Source organism: Metalysinibacillus jejuensis (genome assembly GCF_003057615.1).
In the GTDB taxonomy this organism is placed as follows: domain Bacteria; phylum Bacillota; class Bacilli; order Bacillales_A; family Planococcaceae; genus Metalysinibacillus; species Metalysinibacillus jejuensis.
Map to the genome: position 1 here is coordinate 214,865 of NZ_QAFW01000001.1, position 21,199 is coordinate 236,063.

At 39.4% G+C, this 21,199-nt stretch carries 18 protein-coding genes; all 18 read left to right on the top strand.

Going from position 1 to position 21,199, the window contains the following annotated elements; all coding sequences use genetic code 11:
* The first annotated feature begins 20 nt into the window (after nt 1–20).
* The 18 genes from dapA (at nt 21) to DDE80_RS01215 (ending at nt 21,157) form a co-directional block, all read left to right on the top strand.
* Nucleotides 21–914: a 4-hydroxy-tetrahydrodipicolinate synthase gene (gene dapA / locus DDE80_RS01130; protein WP_108305849.1), complete on the top strand. Its 894-nt coding sequence runs from the start codon at nt 21–23 to the stop codon at nt 912–914.
* A 162-nt stretch (nt 915–1,076) separates the two neighbouring features.
* Nucleotides 1,077–2,744, top strand: a complete 1,668-nt coding sequence (locus DDE80_RS01135; protein WP_108305850.1) for a ribonuclease J — start codon at nt 1,077–1,079, stop codon at nt 2,742–2,744.
* Nucleotides 2,745–2,806: 62 nt separating this feature from the next.
* Nucleotides 2,807–5,077 carry an FtsK/SpoIIIE family DNA translocase gene (locus tag DDE80_RS01140; protein WP_235612237.1) on the top strand — a complete coding sequence of 757 codons (2,271 nt, stop codon included), beginning with the start codon at nt 2,807–2,809 and terminating at the stop codon, nt 5,075–5,077.
* Nucleotides 5,078–5,611: 534 nt separating this feature from the next.
* Nucleotides 5,612–6,340, top strand: a complete 729-nt coding sequence (locus DDE80_RS01145; RefSeq protein ID WP_108305851.1) for a GntR family transcriptional regulator — start codon at nt 5,612–5,614, stop codon at nt 6,338–6,340.
* 137 nt (nt 6,341–6,477) lie between these two features.
* Nucleotides 6,478–7,743: an EF-P 5-aminopentanol modification-associated protein YfmF gene (gene yfmF / locus DDE80_RS01150; protein WP_108305852.1), complete on the top strand. Its 1,266-nt coding sequence runs from the start codon at nt 6,478–6,480 to the stop codon at nt 7,741–7,743.
* Entirely contained in the window at nt 7,744–9,042 is a 1,299-nt protein-coding gene (gene yfmH, locus DDE80_RS01155) for an EF-P 5-aminopentanol modification-associated protein YfmH (RefSeq protein WP_108305853.1), read from the top strand.
* On the top strand, nt 9,039–9,767 hold the full coding sequence (ymfI, locus tag DDE80_RS01160) for an elongation factor P 5-aminopentanone reductase (protein ID WP_108305854.1): 729 nt from the start codon (nt 9,039–9,041) through the stop codon (nt 9,765–9,767). The genes yfmH and ymfI overlap by 4 nt, the downstream gene beginning before the upstream one ends.
* Nucleotides 9,768–9,857: 90 nt before the next feature.
* Nucleotides 9,858–10,643, top strand: a complete 786-nt coding sequence (locus DDE80_RS01165) for a DUF3388 domain-containing protein (protein ID WP_108305855.1) — start codon at nt 9,858–9,860, stop codon at nt 10,641–10,643.
* A 20-nt stretch (nt 10,644–10,663) separates the two neighbouring features.
* On the top strand, nt 10,664–11,638 hold the full coding sequence (locus tag DDE80_RS01170) for a helix-turn-helix domain-containing protein (RefSeq protein WP_108305856.1): 975 nt from the start codon (nt 10,664–10,666) through the stop codon (nt 11,636–11,638).
* 189 nt (nt 11,639–11,827) lie between these two features.
* Entirely contained in the window at nt 11,828–12,406 is a 579-nt protein-coding gene (gene pgsA, locus DDE80_RS01175; RefSeq protein WP_108305857.1) for a CDP-diacylglycerol--glycerol-3-phosphate 3-phosphatidyltransferase, read from the top strand.
* 11 nt (nt 12,407–12,417) lie between these two features.
* A complete protein-coding gene (locus tag DDE80_RS01180) occupies nt 12,418–13,677 on the top strand; it encodes a competence/damage-inducible protein A (protein WP_108305858.1) in 1,260 nt (419 codons plus the stop codon).
* A gap of 143 nt (nt 13,678–13,820) precedes the next feature.
* Entirely contained in the window at nt 13,821–14,867 is a 1,047-nt protein-coding gene (gene recA / locus DDE80_RS01185) for a recombinase RecA (RefSeq protein WP_108305859.1), read from the top strand.
* A 254-nt stretch (nt 14,868–15,121) separates the two neighbouring features.
* Nucleotides 15,122–16,690, top strand: a complete 1,569-nt coding sequence (rny, locus tag DDE80_RS01190; protein WP_108305860.1) for a ribonuclease Y — start codon at nt 15,122–15,124, stop codon at nt 16,688–16,690.
* Nucleotides 16,691–16,750: 60 nt separating this feature from the next.
* Nucleotides 16,751–17,548: a TIGR00282 family metallophosphoesterase gene (locus DDE80_RS01195; protein WP_108305861.1), complete on the top strand. Its 798-nt coding sequence runs from the start codon at nt 16,751–16,753 to the stop codon at nt 17,546–17,548.
* Between the two features lie 132 nt (nt 17,549–17,680).
* Nucleotides 17,681–17,905, top strand: a complete 225-nt coding sequence (locus DDE80_RS01200; protein ID WP_108305862.1) for a hypothetical protein — start codon at nt 17,681–17,683, stop codon at nt 17,903–17,905.
* 232 nt (nt 17,906–18,137) lie between these two features.
* Nucleotides 18,138–19,877 (top strand): 2-oxoacid:acceptor oxidoreductase subunit alpha, encoded by a 1,740-nt coding sequence (locus tag DDE80_RS01205; RefSeq protein ID WP_108305863.1) that lies wholly within the window; start codon nt 18,138–18,140, stop codon nt 19,875–19,877.
* The gene (locus DDE80_RS01210; protein ID WP_108305864.1) at nt 19,877–20,743 is read left to right on the top strand and encodes a 2-oxoacid:ferredoxin oxidoreductase subunit beta; all 867 of its coding nucleotides are present in this window, start codon (nt 19,877–19,879) and stop codon (nt 20,741–20,743) included. Before DDE80_RS01205 ends, DDE80_RS01210 begins: the two co-directional genes overlap by 1 nt.
* A 69-nt stretch (nt 20,744–20,812) precedes the next feature.
* The gene (locus DDE80_RS01215) at nt 20,813–21,157 is read left to right on the top strand and encodes a 2-oxoglutarate ferredoxin oxidoreductase subunit beta (RefSeq protein WP_108305865.1); all 345 of its coding nucleotides are present in this window, start codon (nt 20,813–20,815) and stop codon (nt 21,155–21,157) included.
* Nucleotides 21,158–21,199 lie beyond the last annotated feature (42 nt).

A 21,199-nucleotide genomic window follows, 5' to 3' on the forward strand; every position in this document is an offset into this window, starting at 1 on the left:
AAATTAGGGGTGTAGGAGTAATGAATATTGGTCGAATTGCAACAGCGATGATTACGCCATTTACAAATGACGGTGCTGTGAACTATGAAGAGCTAGAGCGCATTATTAATCACTTAATTAACAACGGTACAGATTGTATCGTTGCATGTGGTACAACAGCAGAGAATCCAACGTTAACTACGGAAGAAAAGTTAGAAGTTGTACGCTTTACTGTAGAAAAAGTAGCAGGACGTGTGCCGGTGTTTGCAGGTACAGGCGATAACGAAACAAAGTACTCAATTGATATGACGCATGCAGCTGAGAAAAATGGTGCGGATGGTATTATGCTTGTAGCACCGTATTATAACAAACCGAACCAACTTGGCATTTATAAACACTTTGAAGTAATTGCGAAAGAAACAAAGCTACCCGTTATGCTATACAATATTCCAGGGCGTACAGGTATTAATGTTGAGGCGAAGACAACGATTGCTTTAAGTAAAATTCCGAATATCCAAATCATTAAAGAAGCGAGTGGTAACCTAGATCAAATGGCTGAAATCATCGACCATGTAGCAGATGATTTTTACGTTTACAGTGGTGATGATGGTTTAGCTCTACCACTATGGGCTGTAGGCGGTAACGGTGTAATTTCTGTAGCGGCGCATGTGATTGGTAATGACATGCAAAAAATGTTTACAGCATTTGACGAGGCACGTCATGAGGATGCAGCTTATATTCACCGTGCGATGCTACCATTAATTCGTGCTCTTTTTGCACAGCCTAACCCTTCGCCTGTAAAATATGCTATGACAAAATTAGGCTTTGATACATTAAATGTTCGTCTACCAATGGTTGAGATGACAGATGAAGAAAAAGCGAACTTTGATAATGTTTGGGACACGTACCAAGCGAAAGCGAAAAACTTTAAATAAGTTAGCCACCTCTCTAGCGATAGGGAGGTTTTTTTATGTGGAAAGCGCTAAAAAAACGGAAATAAAAGCCGTGAGTGTAATTTTGTTTGTGCAAACAGCAATGAAAACGTATAATACAAATAAGTGGTTGCTGTACGGGATATTTTTTAGGAGGAAAATTAAGTGACAAAAAAGAAAAATGAAGTGATTCGCGTTATTCCACTCGGTGGTGTAGGCGAAATCGGTAAAGCAATGTACGTAGTAGAAATTGATGACGAAATTTTTGTCTGCGATAGCGGACTAATGTTCCCGCAGGACGAAATGTTAGGCATTGACATCGTCATCCCAGATATTACGTATTTAGTAGAAAATAAAGAGCGTGTAAAAGGAATCTTCCTAACACACGGACATGAATCGGCGATTGGCTCGATTGCTTATGTTATTCAAAAAATTAAAGCCCCTGTTTATGGCTCAAAATTAACGATTGCGCTAGTAAAGGAACGACTAAAAGAATTACCAGCGCCGCACCAGGTGAAATTCTTTGAAGTAACAAATCGTAGCCGTATGAATTTTAATTCAACATACGTAACGTTCTTCCATACGACACATAGTGTGCCGGATTCATTAGCGATTGTGTTCCATACATCTGAGGGTGCAATTGTGTATACAGGCGACTTTAAGTTTGACCAATCGGCTAAGGGCAAGTTCCGACCTGACCTCGGTAAAATGGCACAAGTAGGCGAAGAAGGCGTATTTTTATTAATGTCTGAATCTGTCGAAGCGGATCGACCAGGTCATACAACGTCAGAGCTTGTAATCGAAACACAATTAGCTAAAACATTCCACGGTGCTGAAGGACGCATTTTAATTGCTGTCTATGCTTCAAACTTTAGCCGTATCCAGCAAGTGTTAACACAAGCACAAAAAGCGGGACGCAAAGTAGCACTAGTCGGTAAGAGCCTTGAACGTTCCGTAAACCTTGGTTTACAGCTTGGCTATTTAAAAGCAGATGTAGAAACAATGATTGCCGTTGGCGACATTGCAAAATACGATAACAATGAAATTATTATCTTAGTAACAGGTAACCAAGGTGAACCACTTGATGCACTTGAAAAATTAGTGCGTAAACATCACCGCGATATTAAAATCACTGAAGGCGACACTGTACTATTTACATTCACACCATCTCCAGCGATGGAAGTACAAATGTCTAATACAATGAACCTACTTGCAAAAGCTGGCGCAACAATTATGACAGCAAGTAAAAATGTTCACGTATCAAGTCACGCAAGCCAAGAAGATTTAAAATTAATGCTTAACCTAATGCGTCCGAAATACTTTATGCCTGTGCAAGGTGAGTACCGTATGCTAATTGGCCATACAAAGCTTGCCCATCAAGTTGGCATTCCACAAAACCATATCTTTATTGCGGATAAAGGGGATATTGTGGAGTATAAATCAGGTCGTATGCGTATGAGTGGTCGTGTACCAGCAGGCAATGTTCTTATTGATGGTATTGGTGTAGGCGATGTAGGTAATATCGTCTTACGCGATCGTAAATTATTATCACAAGATGGTATCTTTATCGTCGTTGTAACGTTAAATCGTGCACAAAAAACGATTGCTTCAGGACCAGAGATTTTATCGCGAGGCTTTGTTTATGTTCGCGAGTCTGAAGAGCTAATGGAAGAATCAGCGAAAATCGCGCGCAATGTTATTGATAAATATGTAGGTAAAGAAACATTTGAATGGACGAATATTAAGCAAGAAATTCGTGATTCATTAAATTCATACCTCTTCCAAAAAACGAAGCGCCGCCCAATGATCATTCCGATTATTATGGAATATTAATAAATGAAAAAGGATTTTCTGCCATTTGGCTGAAAGTCCTTTTTTAAATAAAGGAAGTGAAGATGGTGGCACAAATGCGTCGCCCTAAAAAAGTAACAACGAAAAATCCCCCAATTAAACCGAAAGCCAAGCCAAAACCTACACCTAGTAAATGGCAAAGCGTTTGGCAAGTTATTGCTTACGAAATTGCAGGGTTAGTCTGTATTACAGCAGCAATTATTGGCTTTTTTGAACTCGGTGTTGTAGGACGTTTTTTTAAAACAGTTGGTCTGTTTTTATTAGGAAATATGAACTTAATGATTCCTATCGCTTTGCTAGTCATCGCTTTTTTATTGATGGTAAAGCAACAAAGAGTCCAGTGGAAGACGCCTGCTTTATTAGGTATTGCACTCATTACAGCGAGCTTTTTACTATGGAGTCACAGTATTTTTTATAGTCAATTTATTGATGTTCCTAATGCTTTGTCTGATTCAGTTATCCGTGAGACATGGCGTGCACTCATTGATAAGCAAGGTATAGTGTTACGCAGTGGAGCGTTAGGCGGAGGAATGATTGGTGCGATTCTTTTCGGTATTTTGCACGTTTTATTTGATACAGTCGGTGCTAAATTAATTGCCTGGGTACTGTTTATTAGTGGTGTATTAGTTATTACAGGAAAAGCAGTAATACCTATTGTTTTAGAAAAATCTAAAAATATTCGTTTGACTTTACCAAAAAAGGAAAAAGTACAAGAAGGAGAACGTGTCATTGCGCCTCCTAGTAAAAAACGTAGTAGAAAGGTAGTAAAAGAGTCAGCACCTATCCCTGTAGAAGATAATATGCCAGCGACACCTACAAATGCACCGATTATCTCGGATTTCACTAAAAATATAGAGCCCGAGGTAGCCGTTACAGAGGAAATTGTATTGCCTACTATGACAACAGAAAACGAAAATTATGTACTACCTTCTATGCAACTTTTACAAATGCCAACGCAACACGATCAAAGTAGTGATTATGATAGTTTGCAAGAAAATGCGAAAAAGCTAGAGCAAACGCTCGCAAGCTTTGGTGTTTCAGCTACGGTCACTGAAGTGCATTTAGGGCCAGCGGTAACTAAGTATGAAGTGCTCCCTGCAACAGGAGTCAAGGTAAGTAAAATTGTAAGCTTGCAAGATGATTTAGCATTAGCATTAGCTGCAAAGGACATCCGTATGGAAGCACCTATTCCCGGGAAATCTGCGATCGGTATTGAAGTGCCGAATAAAGAAGTAGCGATGGTAACATTACGCGAAGTATTACAAGGTACAGAAACTAACTTAGATAAAAAGTTATTAGTCGCATTAGGGCGTGATATTACAGGAGCGGCGATTACAGCAGAATTAAATAAAATGCCTCACTTACTTGTGGCAGGCTCTACAGGTAGTGGTAAAAGTGTATGTATTAACGGTATTATTACATCCATCTTAATGCGTACCGCTCCGCATGAAGTTAAGATGATGATGATTGACCCTAAAATGGTGGAGTTAAACATTTATAATGGTATCCCTCATTTATTAGCACCTGTTGTCACAGATGCGCGTAAAGCCGCACAAGCCTTAAAAAAGGTAGTGGATGAGATGGAGCGTCGTTATGATTTATTTGCCCATACGAATACGCGCAATATGGAAGGCTATAATAAGTATGTAGATAGTTATGTGCCAGAGGACGACGGCCCCACATTACAACGCATTCCATTTATTGTAGTAATCGTAGATGAGCTTGCGGATTTAATGATGGTTGCCTCTAAAGAAGTTGAGGATGCTATTATGCGCTTAGCACAAATGGCGCGTGCAGCTGGTATCCATTTAATTATTGCTACACAACGTCCATCTGTAGACGTGATTACAGGCGTAATTAAAGCAAATATTCCTTCACGTATTGCCTTTGCTGTATCATCTGCAGTAGATTCACGTACAATTTTAGATGGTGGGGGTGCAGAGCGTCTATTAGGTCGTGGTGATATGTTATTTTTACCATCAGGCGCGTCCAAGCCAACACGTATTCAAGGTGCATTTTTATCTGATCAAGAGGTCGAAAGTATTGTGCATCATGTCATTAGTCAGCAACAAGCACAATACGAAGAAAAAATGATTCCTACAGATGAGGAGGAAGCAGTAGCTGAGGATGTAGATGAGCTGTATGAGCAAGCAGTACAACTCGTGATTGAGTCTAAAAATGCTTCGACTTCCATGTTACAACGCCGATTTAGTATAGGGTATGCACGTGCAGCGCGAATTATGGATCAGTTAGAGGAACATGGGGTAGTAGGGCCACCAAGAGGAAGTCGCGGGCGTGAAGTGTTAATACAATGAGAAGCGTAGATATTTTTTCGTTGTATGTGTAGCTCATCACAAACTAAGAATGTGAATCGATTTGATTATATGCACTGTCCTAGCTGTAAGATAACTTATGCTATAATAGGATTTTTTAGTAGTTTATTACAATGTTGATATACCTTTATTTCGTCGTGATTTCTGCTCTTCATTTAAAGGGAGGCGGCACTCTGTTTAGATAGTAGAAATAGATGACGCTAAAGACAACTGGTCCTAATGACTGAATTAGCATTTATTTTGAAGTTGTTCAATAATACTCTTCAAATTGTATCGAACTTTATTTTCACTTTTTAAGTATAAATTCATTATATAAGAATAATTTAATGCTATTCATTTAAATTGATGATAACGCTCTTTATTTAACAAATAAAGTAAGTGAAATGCACATTATCGTGACAATAAATCATTTTTTTTGCAAAATCGTTTATTTCACATGTTAAAAATGGTATATTATGAACGATTAGTAGGGATTGTTGTACATCAGATGTCTGACGTTTAAAGGTGGTGAATGTAGTGACAATTCGAACGGATCACCGTCATCTTTATCTGCAAGTGATTGATCGCTTAAAAACAGATATTGATACAGGGGTCTTTAAAGAAAATGAAAAGTTACCTTCTGAATTCGAGCTTTCTAAATCGCTAGGTGTAAGTCGAGCTACGCTTCGAGAAGCACTTCGATTGCTTGAAGAGGACAATGTTATTGTGCGCCGTCATGGTGTGGGTACTTTTGTTAATCCAAAGCCACTCTTTACCTCGGGAATCGAACAATTATCAAGTATTTCTTCGATGATTGAAGCTGTCAATATGTCGCCTGGTACATTGTTACTGCGTGCTGATGAAAGTACCCCGAGTGAAAAAGAGATAGAAAGCTTTGGTTGTACGGAAGAAACAAAAATGCTTACGTTAGAGCGTGTACGTACAGCGGATGGTAACCCGGTTGTTTATTGTATTGATAAACTACCAGCGCATTATGTACCTAAAGATTTTGTGGAAAATAAAGAGACTTCTTTATTTTCAGCGCTAGAGCAGTCAGGAGCTATTCGTGTAGCTTATGCTGTTACGTATATCGACCCTGTAGGCTATCATGAAGAGGCCTCACCGATTTTACGGTGTGGGTCAGAAACAGCTTTATTAGTATTAAAACAACATCATTACGATGAGAATGACAGACTGGTCTTACTTTCTAAAAATTATTTTAGAGCAGACAAATTTAGTTTCCACGTCGTTCGAAAACGTGTGTAAGTATCCTGCTAATTATAAAAAAATAGGGGGTTCATTCCGAGAAGGAAGAGCGAAAAAACAGTGCTCTTCCTTCTTTTTTTGTGCATTCAGATGTATAGTAGAGAGTAGCGCTTTTTATAGAAATGGAGGGTTTCTCAATGTTTGAGAAAATCGAGTTAGCTCAAGGTGTTACATTGTATGTGCGCCCAACTACACAATTTAAAACGATCAGCTTTTCGTTTAAATTTCGTACAGCCTTAACAGCACAAGTTGCTGCAGAAAGAACGGTATTAACTAATGTATTACAGCACAGTAATGCTGCATATCCGACAACAGCAGCTTACCGAAGTGCTTTAGACGATTTGTACGGAGCTGTACTTTACTTTGATACTGCTAAAAAAGGAACGACTCATACGCTGTATATGAATGCAGAAATTGTAAATGATCAATATTTATCGCATGAAGCGGTATTTGAACCGATGATTGAGGTAATGAAATCAGCCTTATTTGCACCTAATTTAGCGAATGGTGAATTTAAACCAGCCATCGTAACGCGAGAAAAGAAAATTGTAGAAGAGCGTATCGAAGCGGTATTTGATGATAAAGCTCGCTTTGCTCAAAAACGATTAATGGAAATTTTGCGACCTAATCACCCTGCATCAATTTCGGCAAATGGTACAGTAGCTGAAGTGAATGCTATTACGCCAACAAGCTTATATGCGGCGTATCAAAACATGTTGCAACACGATAGTGTCGATATTTACGTCGTTGGCGATGTCGATGTAGCAAGTATGGTAGCTACAATGAAGGAAGCGTTTCCATTTACGGCTCGTACGCCGGTTACCGAGCAACGATCTACTACACCTCAATCGGCAGAATTTCGTTATGTGCGTGAACAGCAAACGATGAAGCAAGGTAAATTGCATATTGGTTTTTCGACACCAGTGCGTTTTGGTGATGATGATTTTGCTGCAATGCAAGTATTCAATGGCATCTTCGGAGGTTATGCACACTCTAAGCTCTTCATGAATGTACGTGAAAAAGAAAGTTTAGCTTACTATGCGTCAAGTGCTTATGCTTCACATCACGGCTTAGTATTTGTAACTTCAGGTATTGAAGCGATCAATGAAGAGAAGGCTTTTACGTTAATTAAGCAACAGTTAAACGGTATGGCAAAAGGCGATATTAGCGAGCGCGAAATGACACAAACGAAAGCCATGTTAAAAAATCAATTGCGTGAAGCATTAGATTCAGCACGTGGACAAATTGAAGTATATGACCAATATAAAGATTTAAAAGAGCCATTTACCGTAGAAGCATGGTCACAAAAGTGGCAAAATGTAACGGTACAAGAGGTTGCAAAAATGGCACAACAAATGCAATTAGAAGCAGCCTACTTCTTAAGTGGTAGGGAGGAAGCCTAAATGAAAGAATTATACTTTGAACAGCTAGAAGAACGTTTATACTATGAAAAAATGACAAATGGTTTAGATGTTTATATTTTACCGAAAAAAGGCTTTTCAAAAACGTATGCGACGTTTACAACAAAATATGGTTCAGTAGACCGTATGTTCACGCCCCTCGGCGAAAAAGAGCCAATTACAGTACCGGATGGTATCGCTCATTTTTTAGAGCATAAAATGTTCGAAAAAGAAGATGAAGATGTGTTCCAAAAGTTTAGTGAGCAAGGTGCATCAGCTAATGCCTTTACATCATTCACGCGCACCTCTTATTTGTTTTCAGCGACAGATCAACTTTATCAAAACACAGCTACGTTACTCGATTTTGTGCAGTCTCCTTACTTTACTGAGGAAACAGTAAATAAAGAAAAGGGCATTATCGGTCAAGAAATTACGATGTATGATGACCAACCGAGTTGGCGTCTTTACTTTGGTGCCATTGAAAATATGTACCATAAAAACCCGGTAAAAATTGATATTGCTGGCACAATTGAATCGATTGATAAAATTACAGCGCAACACCTATACACGTGCTACCATACGTTTTACCACCCTTCAAATATGTTGCTTTTCATTATCGGTGCTGTGAACCCACAAGAGATGATGGACTTTGTTCGTCAAAACCAAGCGAGTAAAACGTTTGCGCCTGTCACGCCAATTGAGCGCTTCTTTGAATCTGAACCGACAGATGTGGCAATTAAACATCGTACGCTACAGATGGATGTGCAAAAACCTAAAGTATATGTAGGGCTAAAAGCACGTGAAGTATCCCTGCAAGGTAAAGCTATGTTAAAGCATGAATTAGCGATGGATATAGCGATGGAGTTGTTGTTTGGTCGCACCTCAGCTTTTTATGAGCGACTTTACGACGAAGGGTTAGTAGATGAAACGTATGATGCTGGCTTTATGCTAGAACACGGTTATGGCTTTGCATTAATTGGTACAGATACGCACGAACCTCAGCGTTTTATTGAAGAAGTAAAAAAAGAATTAGCACGCCTGTCGGCAGGGTTAGCACTTAAAGAAAGTGACGTGGCACGTGAAAAACGTAAGCAAATTGGCTCGATGCTACGCCAATTTAACTATATTGAATTTATCGCTAACCAATTTACTCGCTACGCATTTAATGATATGAATTTATTTGATGTTGTGCCGATGTTAGAAGAAATTACGATTGCCGATATTGAAGCAGCTTTTGCCTCAATTGAAGGGGAGTCGCAACAAACTTCTTTCGTTATTGAACCTCTAGGTGATAATGTGTGAAAAAATTTGCATTAGTAGTAGGTGCAACAGGTGCTATTGGTCATGCAATATGTACTCAGTTAGCAGCGGATGGTTGGTCGCTTTATTTGCACTATAATACGAGTGTTGATAAGGCCAACGCGCTTGAAAAACAATTGACAGAGCGCTACCCGCAACAAGAGTTTTTAACGTTGCGCGCTAATTTTTTACAGGCAACAGGTGCAGAAGTGTTAGCAGCGCAACTATTTACGATACAAACTATTGTTTTTGCGAGTGGTCAAGCGCATTATGCTTTATTAGAAGATACAACTTCCGCTGATATGGAGGCACTGTGGCATGTGCATGTACAAAATCCGATGCGATTAGTTGCACTAACCGCGGCTAAACTACGCAAGCATCCTACAAGTTATATTATATTTATCGGTTCGATTTGGGGGGATATCGGGGCAGCAGGAGAAACCTTATATTCAGCAGTAAAAGGAGCCCAACATAGTTTTGTACGCGCTTATGCACAAGAAGTAGCGCCGTCGCATACACGTGTGAATGTAATCGCCCCTGGCATCGTGGACACACCAATGAACGCGCATCTTAATTCTCAGGAAAAGCAAGAAATTATTAATACCATCCCTTTAGGTTATATGGCGAGTTGTGAAGACATCGGTGCCATGGTACGCTTTTATGTGAGTGGACAAGCGGATTATGTTACAGGACAAATTATTCGTGTCAATGGTGGGTGGCATATTTAACACTTTGTAACTTTTCAATAATGGTAAAATCCGCTATTATGGAACTAATACGGAAATTTCACGTTACATCATTAGGAAGGGGCAGAAATTATGAATGAATGGTATTTTGAATATGAAATTCAATTTAATCGCCCTGGTTTATTAGGCGATATCGCGTCTTTACTCGGTATGCTTCGTATTAATATCGTATCGGTAAACGGTGTTGATGAAACACATCGAGGCATGCTAGTTCGCTCTGATGAAACAGCTATTGCTCGTTTCCGTTCGATTGTGGCAGAAATGGAGCATATTAGTTTTACGAAATTTAGGGTACCTAAGTTACGTGATCGTTTAGCTGTGCGACATGGACATTATATTGCGCGCGATAGCGACGAAAAAAACACCTTCCGTTTTGTACGTGATGAGCTCGGTATTTTAGTTGACTTTTTAGCTGAGCTTTTTAAAAGAGAAGGGCATTGTTTAATTGGCGTAAGAGGTATGCCTCGGGTAGGTAAAACAGAATCCGTAGTAGCGGCAAGTGTTTGTGCAAATAAAAAATGGGTGTTTCTATCTTCAACGATGATTAAGCAAACCGTACGCAATCAGTTAATGGGCGATGAATTTAGTCCTAATAACATTTTTATTTTAGATGGTGTAGTAACGGCACGTTCAACTGATGAGCGCCATACACAGCTTGTGCGTGAGATTATGCGTTTGCCAGGCACCAAAGTTGTAGAGCACCCTGACATGTTTGTACAAACGGGTGAATACCAGTTAAGTGATTTTAATTATATTATTGAGCTACGTCATCATGACGGTGAGGAAATTACATTCGAAATGTTGCGCAAAAATGATATGTTTTCGAGTGGTAATGCATTTGACAGTTTTAATTTTTAAGAAAAAAGTAGGTGTTTTTGTTGACGGAAATCGGAACGCGACTCAAAGAAGCGAGAGAAGCAAAAGGTTACACATTAAGTGATTTACAAGAAATCACTAAAATTCAAAAAAGGTATTTAGTAGGGATAGAGAACGGTGACTATGATAGTATCCCTGGGGCATTTTATGTGCGTGCGTTTATCCGACAATATGCAGAAGCGGTTGGCTTAGATCCAGATGAGCTACTAGAAACGTACAAAAATGAAGTGCCAAGCACGCCAAGCATGGAAGCGACGACAGTTATACCAGCACAACGTCAAAAACGTAATCGCATTGGTGGTAGCCCGTCAAGACAAACGATGGAAGCTCTCCCTAAAATTATGGTTGGTTTATTTGTAGTTAGTATTATTGTGATTGCTGTATGGATGTATATGCAAAAATCGAAAACAGATTTACCAAATGCTAGTGAAGATCCTTCACAAGCAGAATATGCAGAGCCAGTGAAGCCAATTGATACAGAAAAAGAGCGTGAAAAAGAAGAAACACGCAAGAAAAATGAAGCAGCAGCTAAAGAAGAGGCAGCTTTAAAAGAGCAAGAAAAAGAACAACAAGCAACTAAAGAAGAAAAGCCTAAAAAAGATAAAGAACAAGATAAAGGTAAGGACAAGGACAAAGATAAAGACAAAGTAACGCAAACTATTACCGAGGATGCAGCGAACTCAGGCGGTAATGTTACGACATTTAATGTAACCGGTCCTGAGCAGTTAAACTTTGACCTATCCTTTACAGGTGACGCATGGATTGAAGTGCGCGATGCAGCGACACGTGCGACATTATTAGATAATGAAGGTAAAGTATACACAGCAGGCGAAGAAATCAAGTTAGAAGATGTCTCAGCGAAATCTGTCTATATCGTTATCGGTAATATTGAAACGACTGACGTCCAATTAAACGGCGAAAAAGTGGAGTATGTACGTCAAGGCTACCCACAAAGTTTAATTTTTAATTTGCAATAAGAGAAGAAATTAGAGCATAACGTGAAGGGAACTTCTCTAGTTGTGCTCTATTTCTATGATATTTTGCAAAAAAAGAGGCGAAAGCTACCGATATAACTGGAAAATCTGTTATTATAACATAGTAAATAAAAAAGCTATCTTGTTTGAAAGATGGCTTTTTCTTGTAGATGAAAAGAAAGGTGCTTTGACATGAATATTCCAAATCGTATTACAATTTCCCGTATTTTACTCATACCGCTTTTTGTTGTGATGATGATGTTTAACTTTGGTATGGGCGACATGCAATTTTTAGGTGTAACATTACCTGTAAACCATTTTATTGGCGGGCTCATTTTTATCTTTGCATCCGCTACAGACTGGGTAGATGGTTACTATGCTCGTAAATATAACTTAGTCACAACTTTTGGTAAGTTTTTAGACCCATTAGCAGATAAACTACTTGTTTCAGCAGCCTTCATTTTGTTAGTAGAAATGCAAATTGCACCTGCGTGGATTGTCATCGTAATTATTAGCCGTGAATTTGCGGTAACAGGTTTACGTCTCGTACTAGCTGGCGGTGGAGAAGTTGTAGCTGCCAATCAGCTCGGAAAAATTAAAACGGTAACACAAATTGTAGCGATTACCTTTGGGTTATTCCATAACGCTATATTTGAAATATGGCATATTCCATTTACGATGATTATGTTATATGTTGCACTAATTTTCACTGTATGGTCAGGCTGGGATTATTTCTATAAAAACCGCCATGCATTATTAGCCTCAAAATAAGGAGTGTTAAGATGAACGCAGAAATTATTGCCGTAGGATCAGAGCTATTACTCGGGCAAATTACAAATACAAATGCCACATATATTTCTAATCAATTATCTGAATTAGGTATTAATGTGTACTATCACACAGTTATTGGAGATAACCCAACCCGTTTAAAGCAAGCGATTGAAATTGCAGAGAGACGTGCAGACTTACTTATTTTCTCCGGTGGTTTAGGACCAACGAAAGATGATTTGACAAAAGAAACGATTGCGCAGCATTTACAAGCACCGCTCGTTTTTGATGAAGCTGCTCTCACACACATCGAAAATTATTTTGCAAAACGCAATATGACAATGACAAAAAACAATCGTAAACAAGCGCTCATCATTGAAGGTAGTGAGGTGCTAGCTAATCATCACGGTATGGCACCAGGTATGTTAATAGCGAAAGGGCGCCATACGTACATTTTATTACCAGGCCCACCCAAAGAGTTGCACCCCATGTTTCAATATGAAGCTAAGCCTAAACTTGCGGCTAAATTAAATGAGAATGGTATTATTACTTCTCATGTGATGCGCTTTTATGGCATCGGTGAAGCGGCGCTAGAAGACCAGTTAGCAGATATTTTAGAAGCACAAACGAATCCGACAATTGCACCTTTAGCAACAGACGGTGAAGTGACGTTACGCATTACGGCAAAGGCGCAAACACAACAGCAAGCAGACGTATTAATTCGTGCAGAAGTTGCGAAAATTCAATCGCGTGTTGGTCAATACCAATACGGCATCAATGATGACTCATTAGCTTCAAAGCTCGTAGAAGTACTCTGTGCGAATGCATTGACTATCAGTGCAGCAGAAAGTTTAACTGCAGGGCTATTTCAATCAGAGTTAGCCGAAATTCCAGGCGTAGGCGACGCATTAATGGGTGGTTTTGTTACTTATACAGAGCGTGCTAAAATTGAGCAACTAGGTATCGATGAAAAACTTATTGAACAGTATGGCGTAGTGAGTAAAGAGTGCGCTGTAGCAATGGCTAAAGCAGTAAAAGCTAAATTAGGTACTACAATCGGCGTAGGTTTAACAGGAGCTGCTGGTCCCACAGCACACGCAGGTCAACCTGTAGGAACGATTTGGATTGCTTTTGTAATCGGTGAACAACTTTATACCCATCAATTACAACTGTCGGGTATGCGCAATACAAACCGCATACGCACAGTAAAATTTGCGTATCATTACATTTTACAAGCATTACGCGAATTAGGTTACAATATAAACAAAGCGTAAAATGAAAATTTGAGTAGTGAAAAACTGCTCAAATTTTTATTTTCCCCTAAAAACGAATAAACGTTCGCTTTTTTCTTGCGTAATGATTCAAAAAGAAGTATAGTGAAAACAGATAAGAAAGAGATTCATGAGGAGGAATTAATTTGGACGAAAGACAAGCTGCCTTAGATATGGCGTTAAAACAAATTGAAAAACAATTCGGTAAAGGCTCTATTATGAAGCTCGGCGAAAAGACCGATTTAGAAATCGCAACATCTTCAAGTGGCTCATTAGCATTGGATGCAGCACTAGGTGTTGGTGGCTATCCACGTGGCCGTATTATCGAAATTTATGGCCCAGAATCATCAGGTAAAACGACAGTTGCGCTTCATGCAATTGCGGAAGTGCAAGCGAGCGGTGGGCGCGCAGCGTTTATTGATGCGGAGCACGCACTTGATCCTGTTTATGCTCGTGCATTAGGCGTAGATATTGACCAATTATTATTATCTCAACCTGATACAGGTGAACAAGCGCTAGAAATTGCTGAAGCATTAGTACGTAGTGGGGCTATTGATATTTTAGTAGTTGACTCAGTTGCTGCATTAGTGCCTAAAGCAGAAATTGAAGGTGAAATGGGCGACTCACATGTTGGTTTACAAGCACGTTTAATGTCTCAAGCTTTACGTAAATTATCAGGCTCAATTAATAAATCGAAAACGATTGCAATTTTCATTAACCAAATTCGTGAAAAAATTGGTGTTATGTTCGGTAATCCTGAAACAACGCCAGGTGGTCGAGCGTTAAAATTCTATAGCTCGGTGCGCCTAGAAGTGCGTCGTGCAGAAACAATTAAGCAAGGTACGGATATGGTAGGTAACCGTACTAAAGTTAAAGTTGTGAAAAATAAAGTAGCGCCACCATTCCGTACAGCAGAAGTCGATATTATGTATGGTGAAGGTATTTCAAAAGAAGGCGAAGCAATCGATTTAGGCGCAGAGCTAGATATCGTACAAAAAAGCGGTTCTTGGTATGCGTATAATGATGAACGTCTAGGACAAGGTCGCGAAAATGCGAAGCAATATTTAAAAGAAAATCCAGCGATTTTACATGAGATTTCTAGTCGTATTCGTGATGCATACGGTATTGCACCAATTCCTTATGAACTTGCTACGACAGATAAAACAGATGAGTCACTCGTAGATCAAGAGTAAAATAACGTCAAATGACTACCGCTATTTTCACATCGTTGAAAGTAGCGGTTTTTTCATGTAAATACGCAAAAATAAAATGATTACAACAGTTAGCTAACCTTGACATAGCCTAGCAGGAACTATACAATTAAATATGTATAATTTTCTAAATTATAATGAAAACTGGCGTGATAAATAGCTACAAATTGATGTAGTTTTTTTTGTGAAAGCCAATGAAAAAATTAAGTAACATACTAGCAAGAGGAGGTGTTCGTATGACAGAAGCTATCATCTCCGCTTTGCTTGGCATCATTGTTGGTGCAGCTGTTATGTATTTTTATATGAAAAAAGTGAATAATGATAAAATCAATGGCGCAAAGTACCAGGCCCAAGCAATACTCGATGATGCTCATAAAACAGCACAACGAGAAGCGGAGGCGCTCAAAAAGGAAGCAATACTTGAAGCCAAAGATGAAACTCACCAATTTCGAGTTGAGGCAGAAAACGACATTCGTGAACGTCGTTTAGATCTTCAAAAACAAGAGAACCGTTTATTGCAAAAAGAAGAAAATCTTGATCGCAAGGATGATGCTCTAAATACACGAGAAATCGGTCTAGAGAAACGTGAAACAACTCTAGCCAATCGACAACAGCATATTGAACAGATGGAAAGCAAAGTGGAAGAGCTTGTCGCTAAACAACAAGCTGAACTTGAACGTATTTCTTCATTAACACGTGAAGAGGCGAAAAATGTCATTTTAGGACAAGTTGAAAATGAACTTTCAACGGATATTTCGATTATGACAAAAGAAGCTGAAACGCGAGCAAAAGAAGAATCCGAGAAAAAAGCACGAGAGATTTTGTCTCTTGCATTGCAACGCTTTGCAGCTGACCATGTAGCAGAAACAACAGTATCTGTCGTTAATTTACCGAACGACGAGATGAAAGGACGTATTATCGGACGAGAAGGACGTAATATCCGTACGTTAGAAACATTAACCGGTATTGATCTTATTATCGATGATACACCTGAAGCTGTTATTCTTTCTGGTTTTGATCCAATTCGTCGCGAAACAGCACGTTTGGCGCTTGAAAAGTTAGTGCAAGATGGACGTATTCACCCAGCGCGCATCGAGGAAATGGTAGAAAAATCACGCCGTGAAATCGATGAGCATATTCGTGAAACGGGTGAACAAACAACGTTCGATATCGGTGTTCATAACTTACATCCAGACTTAATTAAAATTCTTGGTCGCTTAAAATACCGTACAAGTTACGGACAAAACGTCTTAAAGCACTCGGTAGAAGTTGCAACACTTGCAGGTCTACTTGCAGCTGAATTAGGCGAAGATCCTGTACTTGCACGTCGCGCAGGTTTACTGCATGATATCGGTAAAGCGATTGACCATGAAGTAGAAGGAAGTCACGTAGAAATTGGCGTTGAACTTGCTACAAAATATAAGGAACATCCTGTTGTTATTAACAGTATTGCTTCCCATCATGGCGATACAGAAGCAACTTCCGTTATTGCCGTACTTGTAGCTGCCGCCGATGCGTTATCAGCAGCGCGACCAGGTGCTCGTAGTGAAACACTTGAAAATTATATTCGCCGCCTTGAAAAGCTCGAAGAAATATCAGAGTCTTACGATGGTGTCGAGAAATCATTTGCTATTCAAGCAGGACGAGAAATTCGTATTATCGTTCAGCCGGATAAAATTGATGATTTAGCAGCACATCGTTTAGCACGAGATATTCGTAAGCGCATCGAGGAAGAACTCGACTATCCAGGTCATATTAAAGTGACCGTTATTCGAGAAATGCGCTCGGTAGAATATGCAAAATAATAGTAAGTCTCCTTTAACTGCGTGTTAGAGGAGATTTTTTTGTAAAGGATTGAGTAGGTTATGAAAATTTTATTTATTGGTGATATTGTAGGCTCGATTGGCCGCGATACAGTAGAAAAATATTTACCACGTTTACGTCGAAAATATGAGGTCGATGTTGTTATTGCTAACGGTGAAAATGCTGCAGCAGGTCGTGGCATTACCGAAAACATTTACCAAGATTTATTGCAAGTAGGCGTAGATGTGATTACGATGGGTAACCATACGTGGGATAATCGAGATATTTTTAATTTTATTGATGAGGCGGACTATTTAATTCGTCCAGCAAATTTTTCGCAAGACGCACCGGGCAAGGGTACCGTTCAAATTACTAAAAATGGTGTGACGTTAACGGTAATTAATTTACACGGGCGTGTCTTTTTACCACCGCATGAAGATCCATTTGCGATGATAGATGAGTTAGTGGCAGAAGCGAAACAAACCTCCCCACTCGTATTTGTAGATTTTCATGCAGAAGCAACGAGCGAAAAAATTGCGATGGGCTGGCATTTAGATGGGCGAGCATCTGCAGTAGTAGGGACGCACACACATGTGCAAACCGCTGATGCACGTATATACTCTGGCGGCACTGCGTATATTACCGATGTTGGTATGACAGGTCCGTATGATGAGATTTTAGGGATGAAAAAGGAAAGCGTGTTGTATCGTTTTAAAACGAATATGCCAACGCGTTTTGAAGTGCCAAAATCGGGTCGCGAACAATTAAGTGGCTTCTTTGTTGAAGTGGATGACAAGACAGGGAAAGCGTTGCGTTGTGAACGAGTTTATATTAATGAAGACTATCCGTTTAAAGGGTAAGTAAAACGGGTAAAGATGAAAGAGACGGATAGTAAATCGTCTCTTTTTTCTATAGCTAAATACCGCATTTTTTGAACAATATGTGAACATGTGGTATACTAGAAAAATATTCAAAAAAAGGGGTGTTCATGAATGACAAAATTAACATATGTAGCAGCAGGTTTATTTGTTGGTTTATTTTTGTTACCAGGAACGATGGGCATTCCGGGCTTCGACGCTTTACTAACGAAAGTGCTAGGTCCTGTAAGTGCAGTTAATATGACGATTGCCTTGCTCATCGCAATTTTATTCGTATCATTTATTTTATTAGCTATTTTTAAACAACCAACTACACGCTATGAGGAAACGATAAAATAATGAAAATACTAACACGTTAAAGCAACGTCACTTTTATGATAGGTGGCGTTGCTTTTAAATTTGTCTTTTTTAGGACACTAAAGGTTTCGTCGCTATTTATAGCAAGTTTTATGTTGTCGGTCAAAGGTCTGAAATTATTACTTTTCAGTCAATAACAATAGTGAGATGAGTTACTTCATGGTAAACTTGTGTAGGAAAAGTATATAAGATAACAGTTAAGGAGTTGTTACTATTGTTACATCAGCTTTCATGGAAAGTCGGTGGGCAGCAAGGTGAAGGTATTGAGAGTACAGGCGAAATCTTCTCAATGGCAATGAATCGTTTAGGTTACTTCCTTTATGGTTACCGCCATTTCTCTTCACGTATTAAAGGTGGCCACACAAATAATAAAATTACAGTTCGCGCTACAGAAGTGCGTGCGATTACAGATGATTTAAATATTTTAGTTGCATTTGACCAAGAAACAATTGACGTAAACTATAAAGAGCTAGCAGCTAATGGTATCATTTTAGCGGATGCGAAGTTTAATCCTGTATCACCAGAAGATTGTCAAGCACCACTGTTTGCAGTGCCATTTACAGAAATCGCTACAGATTTAGGCACATCGCTTATGAAAAACATGGTAGCTATCGGTGCAACGGCTTCATTACTTAATTTAGAGGACGAAGTATTCCAAAGCGTAGTAGACGAAATTTTCGGACGCAAAGGTGAAGTCGTTGTTCAAAAAAATATGGAAGCAATCGCTCAAGGTCATGCAGTAATGAATGAGCTATTAGGCGACCGTGTTGGTGAATGGGAGCTTGTGCAAGCGGATGGCAAGCACCGTATGTTTATGATTGGTAACGATGCTGTAGCGCTTGGCGCATTAGCAGCAGGTGTACGATTTATGGCAGCTTACCCAATTACACCAGCGTCCGAAATTATGGAATATTTAATTGATAAATTACCAGAGGTTGGCGGCGCTGTTATTCAAACGGAAGACGAAATTGCAGCGGCGACAATGGCAATTGGTGCTAACTACGGCGGCGTACGTTCGTTTACAGCTTCAGCAGGTCCAGGTCTCTCATTAATGATGGAGGCTATTGGTCTTTCAGGTATGACAGAGCAACCGCTTGTTATTGTAGATACACAGCGTGGTGGTCCATCTACGGGCTTACCAACAAAGCAAGAGCAATCCGATTTAATGGCGATGCTGTATGGTACACACGGAGAAATTCCGAAAGTTGTTATTGCACCATCGACAGCAGAAGAAGCATTTTATGATACTATTCAAGCGTTTAACATTGCAGAAGAATTACAATTACCTGTTATTATTTTAACGGATTTACAACTTGCTCTAGGTAAGCAAACTGTAGAACCATTTGATTATAGTAAAGTGGAAATTCGTCGTGGTAACCTCGTAGATAACGTGGAAGCACCTGAAGTAGATAAAGCGTACTTTAAGCGTTATGCTGTGACAGAAGATGGTGTGTCACCACGTGTTATTCCTGGTGTAGAGCACGGTATTCACCATGTGACAGGTGTTGAGCATGATGAGACAGGTAAACCTTCAGAGGCACCGTCAAATCGTGCAGCACAAATGGAAAAACGTTTCCGCAAATTAGATGCGATAAACTTTAAAGAACCGATTTACGCGCGTACAGAACATGAAGATGCGGATGTATTAGTAGTAGGCTTTAACTCAACACGCGGAGCGATTGACGAAGCACTTGAACGCCTTAACGATCAAGGTATGAAAGTGAACCATGCACAGGTGCGTTTAATTCACCCATTCCCTGTAGAGGAAATGCAAGTGCTAATGGATAAAGCTAAAAAAGTAGTCGTTGTGGAAAATAACTATACAGGACAGCTTGCGAACATTATGAAAATGAATGTGGGCGGTCATAATAAAATTACAACAATTAATAAATACGATGGTACACCATTCTTACCAGGTGAAATCGAAACTAAAGTGAAGGAGCTGCTTAAGTAATGGCAACATTTAAAGATTTTCGTAATAATGTCAAGCCTAACTGGTGTCCGGGCTGTGGCGACTTTTCTGTCCAAGCAGCCATTCAACGTGCAGCAGCAAATGTTGGTATTGAGCCGCATGAGCTAGCAGTTATTTCAGGTATCGGCTGTTCAGGACGTATTTCGGGTTATATTAATTCTTACGGCTTCCATGGTATTCATGGTCGCGCATTACCAATTGCGCAAGGTTTAAAAATGGCTAACCGTAACTTAAACGTTATTGCTTCTGGTGGTGACGGTGATGGCTTTGCGATTGGTATGGGTCACACTGTGCACGGATTACGTCGTAACTTAGATTTAACATATATTATTATGGATAACCAAATTTATGGTTTAACAAAGGGACAAACTTCACCGCGTTCAGAGGCAGGTTTTGTAACAAAATCAACGCCAGAGGGTGCAATTGAGCCAGCAGTTAAACCATTAGAACTTGCTTTAACAACAGGCGCTACATTTGTTGCACAGAGCTTCTCTACAGACATTAAAGAGCTGACAGCCATTATTGAAGCGGGTATTAAACATGAAGGCTTTGCTTTCATTAACGTCTTTAGCCCATGCGTAACATACAATAAGGTAAATACGTATGAATGGTTTAAAGAAAACTTAACAAAACTGTCTGATATTGAAGGCTACGACCCGAGCAACCGTGAGCAAGCAATGAAAACGGTAATGGAACATGATGGCTGGCTGACAGGTATTATTTATCAAGATACAGAAACACCTTCTTATCAAAAGAAAGTGGACCGTTACGCAGAGGATGCACTATCAGCATCTGATTTAGCGTTAGGCGAAGATAAATTTAATGCGCTTGTAAAAGAATTTATGTAAATGCAAGGACCGTCCAAATAGGCGGTCCTTTTCATTTGTGATACAATGCGATTGAACGAGGTGATCAAGATGGCAGAAATTATATCGCTTGCGAAACTAAGGCAAGAAAAGCAATTACAACAACATATTGCGCATAACTGTAATTTTAATCAACCCGATGAAATCGATGCATTAATTGTAGAAGGTTCACTACGCATACATAACCATACGGAATTTCTAGCTTATTTACATCATTTATATGAGCGTGAACTTGAACCGAGAGACGTCTTTTATGATGTGTTTTACTTTCAGCCACAGCAGTTTTCTGCTCGTTATCAATTAGATTGGTGGCGTTGTGTGCAATATGCCGTAACGTTTCTTACGATTTTAAAAGAGAATGAGCGTGACGAGTATGTGACCTTCTTATATCGTTAAATCGCTAAAATGCTTTGTTGTAGTTGTCCTACTACGGTGGAG